The following is an 8,288-nucleotide window of genomic DNA, read 5'->3' on the forward strand; positions in this document are numbered from 1 at the left end:
GGAGATGGGAGTTGGGAGAGGTAAGAGGTAAGAGGTAAGAAGTAAGAGGTAAGAGGTAGGAGTTGGGAGATGGGAGTTGGGAGAGGTAAGAGGTAAAAGGTAAGAGGTAAGAGGTAAAACCTCCCCCTCCCCCCGTCTCCCCGTCACCCCCTCCCCCCAACTCCCAACTCCCAACTCCCACTAATGCTCGATAGTTACGATCGAGAGATTAGCTCGCGTGATAGGATGTAGCCAGTCGCGGATAAACCCACCTCGATCGAGATTGGGTGGTCGCGGAGATCGACGGGGAAAGATTGGTGCAAAATCCAACGCTGTCCCGCAACTGTAATGTATTCGGGATGCCATAACTCAATCTCTAGATCGTGTTAAATCTTGAATTAACTGAGTCAGAACGCCTGTCGATTGAAATAAACTACGTTCATCTGCGAGGTTCAAGGTGACAAAATATTTGGATCGAACGAGCATCGGAGCAATCTCCGCTCTAATGCTCGAAGCTTACTACAATTTATCATGGGCTGACTGGTTTCTAGGGGAGCAAGTGCAAATTAGAGCTTTGAGACTGGGGTTGGCAAGATAAAACTGATGGCTCGGCTCAGCTTTATCTTGCATAGCAAACTCACTAGAAATCAATGAAAACAAAATATCAAAAAGTTGCTACCTTGCTGGCAATAGCTGGCTTGAGTAGCTATCTAGTCATTGGCTCGCCCGCACCAGCTCAGGCGATGCACATTGCCGAGGGCTATTTACCCTTTGAGTGGGCAGTGTTTTGGTGGGTAGTTGCTTTGCCTTTTTTCTTAGTGGGCTTGCGATCGATCGATCGGATTACGACAGCGCACCCAGAATTAAAGCTACTCCTAGCATTATCTGGAGCCTTTACCTTCGTCCTCTCTGCGCTCAAAATTCCGTCGGTCAATGGTAGCAGCTCTCACCCAACTGGAACGGGACTAGGCACGATTTTATTCGGCCCTTTGGTGATGTCGGTAATAGGTGGATTGGTATTGCTATTTCAAGCGGTACTATTGGCTCATGGCGGATTGACAACATTGGGTGCAAATGCCTTTTCGATGGCAATTGTCGGTCCGCTGGTCGCGTATGTTGTCTACAATACGATCGCCAAAACTGGGCATCAAAAAGTCGCAGTATTTATGGCTTCAATGTTAGAAAACTTGTGTACTTATCTAGTAACAGCGGTGCAATTAGCACTAGCTTTTCCAGCCGCGCAAGGCGGATTTATAGCGGCCTTTATTAAATTCGTTGGTGTATTTGCGATTACCCAAATTCCCTTAGCAATTAGTGAAGGATTATTAACTTTACTGGTATGGAACTGGCTGCAAGACTACGGTCAACAGGAATTGAGAATACTAGGACTCTTTAAACCAGGAAATAATTTAGATGCAGAAATTAACGAGTAATTGGTGGCTATTAGGTATTGTTGCTGCCTTATCTTTTGCACCAGTTTTGATTTTTCAAGGTAAAGAATTTAAGGCGACAGACAGCCGGAATCAAACGGCGATCGAAGAAGTTCAACCGGGTTACAAGCCGTGGTTCCAACCTGTAATTAAGCCATCAGGCGGTGAAATTGAAACATTTTTATTTGCAACTCAAGCGGCGATCGGATCGGGTGTGACTTGTTATATTTTAGGTTTATATAAAGGGCGCACCGAACGCCGTCAAGCCGATCGAATTACCCGTTCGATCGAACATCGCGATTAGTGCAGATTCATCTCGATACACTTGCCTATAGCAATCGGCTGCGCCAACTTCCCCCCGCTCAAAAGCTCTGGTTTGCCCTCTGGATGCTGCTGCTAGCGCTGGTCAGCCACTACCCGGTACAAATCCTCATTTTTGGGTGGATGAGTGTCTGGATCGTCATTTACGCGGGGATTCCGCGTCGGGTTTACGGTGCGATGTTGGTGGGAGTTTTAGTGTTTTTGATAACTAGTCTGCCAGCGATCGCGATCGAGTATGCTAGGAACAGTACACCTGCAATTCAGGCTGATACCTTGTGGCACATGGGCATCGGCAGCGGGCAGATTTATCTGAGTTATCGCGGCACGATCCGGGCACTCGAATTGCTGGTAAGATCCTCGGCGAGTACTTCGGTGCTGTTTTTTATCGTATTGACAATTCCGGCGATCGATCTGGTTGTTACTTGCCAAAAACTTGGCTGTCCGCAGATTTTGATTGAGTTATCGTTATTAATTTACCGCTGCATTTTTATATTGGGAGATACCGCACAAACAATTATCACAGCGCAAATCTCGCGCGGTGGTTATCGGACGCACCGCTTGCGGCTCAATAGCTTGAATCTACTGGTACGACAGTTGATTCACCGGACGGCGAACCGTTATCGCCAGTTGACACTAGGCATCAATGCGCGAGGTTTCAATGGGGAATTGCGATTTTGGCAGCCGCAGTCTCATGTGTACTCGTGGCGTTATGCCATAGAATCGATCGCAGGTTGTCTGGTACTGACAATTGGAGAAATTTTGTATCGGCGCTATGTCTGAATATTTACTGGAGTTTCAAGACGTTTATTATAGCTATCCAATGGCAACGACGCCGACTCTACAAGGGTTGAGTTTGCGGCTGCCCAAACAGCAAAAGACGGCACTAATCGGTCAAAATGGGTGTGGGAAGTCTACGATGTTGGCGATCGCGGATGGATTAGCTCAGCCCGATCGGGGGAAGGTTATATTAGATAATATCCCCTTAGCTTTCAATCGAGCCGCACTCAGACGCTGGCGACAACGGGTAGGTTTAGTATTTCAAGATCCCGAACAGCAACTCGTCGCACCAACTGTCGCCGCAGATATTTCTTATGGGTTGTGCAATCAAGGTTTACCCACAGCAGAAGTAGCGGCAAAAGTGATGAAGACGCTTGCGGACTTTAATTTAGAAGCCTTGGCAATGTCGCCCTTACAACACTTGAGCCTAGGACAAAAAAAGCGGGTGAGTATTGCTGGGGTAATGGCTTTGCACCCAGAGTTATTGCTCTTAGATGAGCCGACAGCTTACCTCGACTCGGTACAGACGCGCAACTTATTAGTAGAATTAGAAGCGATCGCCCAGCGTGGTACGACGCTGCTAATCGCCACTCACGATCTGGATTTTGTCTATCAATGGGCGGACTGGATTTTGGTAATGGAGCAAGGGCGGCTGATTACAGAGGGTGAAACGTTGGCGGTGTTCGATCGACTGCAATTTATGCCAGAATTTGAGCTAGGGATGCCGCTATTGTGGCAAATGTGGTCGCCCTTAGCTGCCAAAATGCCCAAAGTCCCCGCACCTCGTTCGATCGATGAATTCAATAGTTACTTACAATCGATCTTATCGAACATCAGCCTGACTCCCTAGCTAGCTACGGTAGAGCGTCTTTGAGCGCCGTTCTCGCCGCTAAGTGATTACGAGTGGATGTCAAAATTTCTACTTCTCGATCGAGTCGTGTCGTAGTATCTTGCATTTCGAGTAGAGCCTGCTGTTCCGCAGCCACACCATATAGATGGCTGGCTACCCAGTACGATAGTTCGATCGGCAGTTCGGGTAAATTATCTGGTAGCTCGACGGGCTGCTCGGTGAGCTTACCAGACAGATGCACCACATCGCGCAGGAGTCGCTCCACATCGGTCGCTAAGGGGCGTAAATCTGCTTCGGTGGGACGATCTTCGATCCACTCAACTAACCCCACTCGATAGGGCTTCTCGCGCACGTATTCGAGCACTCGGAACCGCTGCTGTCCCATCGTCAGAACTTTCATCCGATCGTCTGGCAACTGCTGGAAGTGGACGATCTCCGCACAACAGCCGATATCTGCTGGTTGTCCTCTGACGGGATCCCACATCTGCACGCCAAATCGCCTGTCGCTGCTCATGATCGTGTTCATCATGATCCGGTAGCGAAATTCAAAAATATGCAGCGGTAAAGGACGACCGGGAAATAGCACCAGTTCGGGAAGCGGGAATAAGGGGAGTTCTCTCACGGCGATTGTAGAAGAAAGTGCCATTTACGGATTAGATGTAAAGCATGGGTTCTTATCTAAGGTTAACGGATCTAACCCCATAAGTGCTAGGTGCCAAACGTCATAATTGCGATCTCCAACTTCATTATAGGTCTTGATGACTGGCGAACAGATCTCGATCCAATCGCAGCTTAAGTCATGGGGCAGAAACTGCTCGGCTACATTATCCTCGTTCGAGGATATCGCAATCGTCCAATGTCTCAACTGCTCTAAAACCTAATCTGAGGTATAGATTCTTGGCTGGATTACCTCTAAGTACCCGCAATCGAACGGGTTTATTTGCAATAGATGGATGTTTTGCTAAGTTTTTGAAGCTGGGAAAAAATCGCCAATATCTAGTGAAATCTCTGGAAATTCAGGTAAGTTAATCGAGCGCGGCGGCGTAACAATTTGCACGCTAGTATAAATATTACCTTCAGGTTGACGATATATTTCTAAGCGATCGTCAATCAAATTAACAATCCAATATTCACTAATTCCGGCAGCAGCATAGAGTGGAGCTTTAGTCTCGCGATCGAACTTAATACTCGAATCCGCGACTTCAATTACAAGGATAATATCAGCAGGAGATGGATGACTGTTAACATAATCATCCGATCGCAATCTGGCGATGACGATATCTGGTTCCGGTTCGCTATTATTGAGCAAAGTAATCGGATCTTGACAGCGCACGATCGCCCGTCGTTGAATGAGCATCGGTAGTTCTGTTATGAGTCTGGTCGTAGAAACAGTGTGCCGAGTACCTTTTGCCGCCATCGTGAAAATTTGTCCTAAGATTAATTCTACTCGCTCTCCTTCCCTGATAATGCCACTTTCCATCATGCCGTAATATTCGGTACTAGTGAGCTGACGGATTTGAGTATTAACCATGCGATCGACCTCTAGCAATGCAACTTACTTTTTATGATAACATCTACAAAAAAGTCCTCAAATGAGGACTTCTGAACATAAGTTATTGGCTCAATATCTAGAGTTTCACTTCAATATCTACACCTGCTGGTAAATCTAATTTCATCAAGGCGTCGATCGTTTTGGCAGACGGATCTTTGATATCGATAATGCGACGATGGGTGCGAGTTTCAAAATGCTCGCGGGAATCTTTATCGACGTGGGGCGAGCGCAAGACACAATAGATCCGGCGGCGAGTTGGTAAGGGAATCGGCCCGATCGCAGTTGCGCCAGTCCGATTGGCAGTTTCGACAATTTTGTCACATGAGGTATCTAGTAAACGGCGATCGAATGCTTTAAGACGAATCCGAATTTTTTGCTGAGTAATAGTTGCCATAATTTTAGGGTTTGGTTGTCAAGGTACAAAAGTAAGAAATAATTCATCAGACACAAAGATAGAGATACACCCAAGGCATATCTCTATCTTTAATTTAGGTAATTAACCTATTTGATGATTTTGGCGACTACACCAGCTCCGATCGTCCGACCGCCTTCACGAATTGCGAAGCGCATTCCTTGTTCGATCGCGACTGGGTTGATCAGTTCTACGGTCATTTTGACCCGATCTCCAGGCATGACCATCTCCGCAGCACTACCATCATCGGCAGTAAAAGCTTGGATGTTGCCAGTTACGTCAGTTGTCCGGACGTAAAACTGAGGACGATAGCCGGGGAAGAATGGCGTCTTGCGACCACCTTCTTTGTCGGTCAACACGTATACTTCACCTTCAAATACGGTGTGAGGCTTGATACTACCTGGTTTAGCAATTACCATGCCGCGTTCGATGTCGGCTTTTTGGATACCGCGCATCAGTACGCCGACGTTATCGCCAGCCAAACCTTCATCGAGGGATTTTTGGAACATTTCAACACCAGTGATCGTGGTGCTACGCGTGTCTCTGATCCCAACGATTTCGACGTTTTCGCCAACTTTGACTTTTCCACGTTCGATCCGTCCGGTAGCTACCGTACCCCGACCAGTGATCGAGAAGACGTCCTCAACTGCCATCAAGAAGGGTTTGTCGATCTCCCGTTCTGGAGTAGGAATATAGTCATCGACTGCGGCCATCAAGTCGTAGATCTTGTCTACCCACTCGTTTTCACCTTGGATGGTTTTGGGATTGGCAATCATTTGCTCGACAGCTTTGACCGCAGAACCCGAGACGATGGGGAGATTGTCACCATCGAAGTCGTAGGAAGTTAGCAGTTCGCGGATTTCCATTTCGACGAGTTCGAGTAGCTCTTCGTCATCTACTAAGTCGGTCTTGTTCATGAACACGACTAGACGCGGTACGCCAACTTGTTTCGCCAAGAGGATATGCTCGCGGGTCTGTGGCATGGGGCCATCTGCTGCGGAAACGACGAGGATACCGCCGTCCATTTGTGCCGCACCAGTGATCATGTTTTTCACATAGTCAGCGTGTCCGGGACAATCTACGTGGGCGTAGTGACGAGTTACCGTTTCGTATTCTACGTGAGCGGTATTGATGGTGATCCCACGCGCTTTTTCTTCAGGAGCAGCATCGATTTCGTCATACTTCCGCGATTTAGCTGCACCAATTGCCGCCAAGGACATGGTGATAGCTGCGGTCAGGGTAGTTTTACCGTGGTCAACGTGACCGACTGTACCGATATTGACGTGGGGCTTATTTCTTTCAAACTTAGCGCGTGCCATGAATAATTTCCTTAATTCCTCTTTAGATTGTAATGAGATTGCCAATCCCGAGCTGCGGTTATGGAGTGACTGGTCTTAACCAGTTACTCCATAATATCCGTTTGCGACGGACACTAGCGATCTCTGCTGCTCTGCTGGAGAGCCTAAATCGACTGATGTCGTTTATTTCCCTTTGTTTTTGGTGACGATCGCTTCAGCAACGTTGCGAGGCACTTCATCATAATGGCTGAATTCCATTGAGAAGATACCACGACCTTGGGTATTAGAGCGAATGTTCGTTGCATAACCAAACATTTCGCCCAGTGGCACCTTAGCTGCAACTTTGGAGATATTTGCTGCGGCTTCTTGACCTTCGATCTGACCGCGACGAGAGTTAAGATCGCCGATGACATTCCCCAAGAAGTTGTCGGGAACTTCAACTTCGACCTTCATCACTGGTTCGAGCAATGTCGGTTGAGCTTTCATGACGGCTTCTTTAGTTGCGATCGAAGCCGCAATCTTAAATGCCATTTCATTGGAGTCAACTTCATGGTAAGAACCATCGATCAGGGTGACTTTGAGGTCGATCACTGGATACCCAGCCAAGATCCCCGACTCGCAGGTTTCTTTGACGCCTTGCTCGATCGGGTTGATGTACTGTTTGGGTACCGAACCACCGACGATTTTGGAGACGAACTCCAAACCGCTACCGGGTTCGCTAGGGGAAATCTCGATCACGACGTGACCGTAGTTACCACTACCACCACTTTGTTTGATGTACTTACCTTCTTGCTTGACACTCTTACGAATGGTTTCGCGATAAGCCACCTGTGGCGCACCGATGTTGGCTTCGACACCAAACTCGCGCAGCATCCGATCGACCAGAATTTCGAGGTGAAGTTCGCCCATCCCCGCAATTACGGTTTGATTGGTTTCCGCATCGGTATGGACGCGGAAGGTCGGATCTTCCTGGGACAGAGCAATCAGCGCTTTGGAGAGTTTCTCCATGTCCTGCTTGGTCTTCGGTTCCACCGCCAGTGAAATCACTGGTTCGGGGATGAATAGCGATTCTAGAATGACTGGATTATCTTCATCGCACAAAGTGTCACCCGTAAAGGTGTCTTTGAGTCCGAGGACGGCACCTAAGTCGCCAGCGCGCAGTTCATCTACCTCTTGGCGATCGTCAGCTTTGAGGATAATCAACCGGGAAATCCGTTCTTTCTTACCCTTGGTCGGGTTCAAGACGTAAGTACCAGTTTTGACTACTCCAGAGTAGACCCGGATAAAGGTCAGACGACCGTATTTGTCCGCCATGATCTTGAATGCCAAGGCTGCAAATGGCTCGTTATCATCTGCATGACGCTCGACTTCGATCGTCTCATCATCGACATCTTTACCTTTAATTGCCGGAACTTCAGTTGGGCAAGGGAGATAATCGATTACTGCATCCAGCAGGGCTTGAACGCCTTTGTTCTTGAAGGCAGAGCCACAGAACATCGGTACCATCGTACCTGCGATTGTCCCTTTACGAATTGCGGCTTTGACCTCAGCTTCGGAGATTTCTTGACCTTCGAGATATTTCTCGGTCAATTCATCTGAAGTATCGGCAACAGATTCCAATAGTTTCAAGCGAAACTCATCCGCTTTAGCTTGGAGATCGGCAGGAATA

The 8,288-nt window shown here is 47.9% G+C and carries 9 protein-coding genes and 1 riboswitch; of the genes, 4 read left to right on the forward strand and 5 right to left on the reverse strand.

Annotated elements, in window-relative coordinates; translation table 11 throughout:
* The first annotated feature begins 247 nt into the window (after positions 1-247).
* Positions 248-418: riboswitch (cobalamin riboswitch) on the forward strand.
* Positions 419-629: 211 nt separating this feature from the next.
* Genes RMO35_RS03250 through RMO35_RS03265 form a run of 4 tightly spaced genes read left to right on the forward strand, consistent with a single transcriptional unit; the run spans position 630 to position 3,357 of the window.
* Entirely contained in the window at positions 630-1,412 is a 783-nt protein-coding gene (locus RMO35_RS03250) for an energy-coupling factor ABC transporter permease (protein WP_309738515.1), read from the forward strand.
* A complete protein-coding gene (locus RMO35_RS03255) occupies positions 1,393-1,713 on the forward strand; it encodes an energy-coupling factor ABC transporter substrate-binding protein (protein WP_309738516.1) in 321 nt (106 codons plus the stop codon). Before RMO35_RS03250 ends, RMO35_RS03255 begins: the two co-directional genes overlap by 20 nt.
* Positions 1,713-2,510, forward strand: coding sequence for a cobalt ECF transporter T component CbiQ (gene cbiQ / locus RMO35_RS03260; RefSeq protein WP_309738517.1), 798 nt, complete (start codon positions 1,713-1,715; stop codon positions 2,508-2,510). The genes RMO35_RS03255 and cbiQ overlap by 1 nt, the downstream gene beginning before the upstream one ends.
* The gene (locus RMO35_RS03265) at positions 2,503-3,357 is read left to right on the forward strand and encodes an ABC transporter ATP-binding protein (protein ID WP_309738519.1); all 855 of its coding nucleotides are present in this window, start codon (positions 2,503-2,505) and stop codon (positions 3,355-3,357) included. The genes cbiQ and RMO35_RS03265 overlap by 8 nt, the downstream gene beginning before the upstream one ends.
* Positions 3,358-3,361: 4 nt before the next feature.
* On the opposite strand, the gene RMO35_RS03270 is transcribed toward RMO35_RS03265, so the two are convergent.
* The 5 genes from RMO35_RS03270 to fusA all read right to left on the reverse strand — a co-directional run.
* A complete protein-coding gene (locus RMO35_RS03270; protein WP_309738520.1) occupies positions 3,362-4,003 on the reverse strand; it encodes an LON peptidase substrate-binding domain-containing protein in 642 nt (213 codons plus the stop codon).
* Between the two features lie 315 nt (positions 4,004-4,318).
* Positions 4,319-4,888 carry a Uma2 family endonuclease gene (locus RMO35_RS03275; RefSeq protein ID WP_309738521.1) on the reverse strand — a complete coding sequence of 190 codons (570 nt, stop codon included), beginning with the start codon at positions 4,886-4,888 and terminating at the stop codon, positions 4,319-4,321.
* A gap of 97 nt (positions 4,889-4,985) precedes the next feature.
* Positions 4,986-5,303: a 30S ribosomal protein S10 gene (rpsJ, locus tag RMO35_RS03280; protein WP_015161331.1), complete on the reverse strand. Its 318-nt coding sequence runs from the start codon at positions 5,301-5,303 to the stop codon at positions 4,986-4,988.
* Positions 5,304-5,410: 107 nt separating this feature from the next.
* Entirely contained in the window at positions 5,411-6,640 is a 1,230-nt protein-coding gene (gene tuf, locus RMO35_RS03285; RefSeq protein WP_309738524.1) for an elongation factor Tu, read from the reverse strand.
* A 162-nt stretch (positions 6,641-6,802) separates the two neighbouring features.
* On the reverse strand, positions 6,803-8,288 hold a 1,486-nt coding region (gene fusA / locus RMO35_RS03290; RefSeq protein ID WP_309738526.1), incomplete at its 5' end, for an elongation factor G.

This window comes from Chamaesiphon sp. OTE_20_metabat_361 (assembly GCF_031364565.1).

Excerpts from the sequence above, each read along its gene's own strand:
- RMO35_RS03270 (WP_309738520.1), bottom strand. The coding sequence starts at position 4,003 with ATGGCACTTTCTTCTACAATCGCCGTGAGAGAACTCCCCTTATTCCCG.
- RMO35_RS03250 (WP_309738515.1), top strand. The coding sequence starts at position 630 with ATGAAAACAAAATATCAAAAAGTTGCTACCTTGCTGGCAATAGCTGGC.
- RMO35_RS03275 (WP_309738521.1), bottom strand. The coding sequence starts at position 4,888 with ATGGTTAATACTCAAATCCGTCAGCTCACTAGTACCGAATATTACGGC.
- rpsJ (WP_015161331.1), bottom strand. The coding sequence starts at position 5,303 with ATGGCAACTATTACTCAGCAAAAAATTCGGATTCGTCTTAAAGCATTC.
- RMO35_RS03255 (WP_309738516.1), top strand. The coding sequence starts at position 1,393 with ATGCAGAAATTAACGAGTAATTGGTGGCTATTAGGTATTGTTGCTGCC.
- RMO35_RS03265 (WP_309738519.1), top strand. The coding sequence starts at position 2,503 with ATGTCTGAATATTTACTGGAGTTTCAAGACGTTTATTATAGCTATCCA.
- tuf (WP_309738524.1), bottom strand. The coding sequence starts at position 6,640 with ATGGCACGCGCTAAGTTTGAAAGAAATAAGCCCCACGTCAATATCGGT.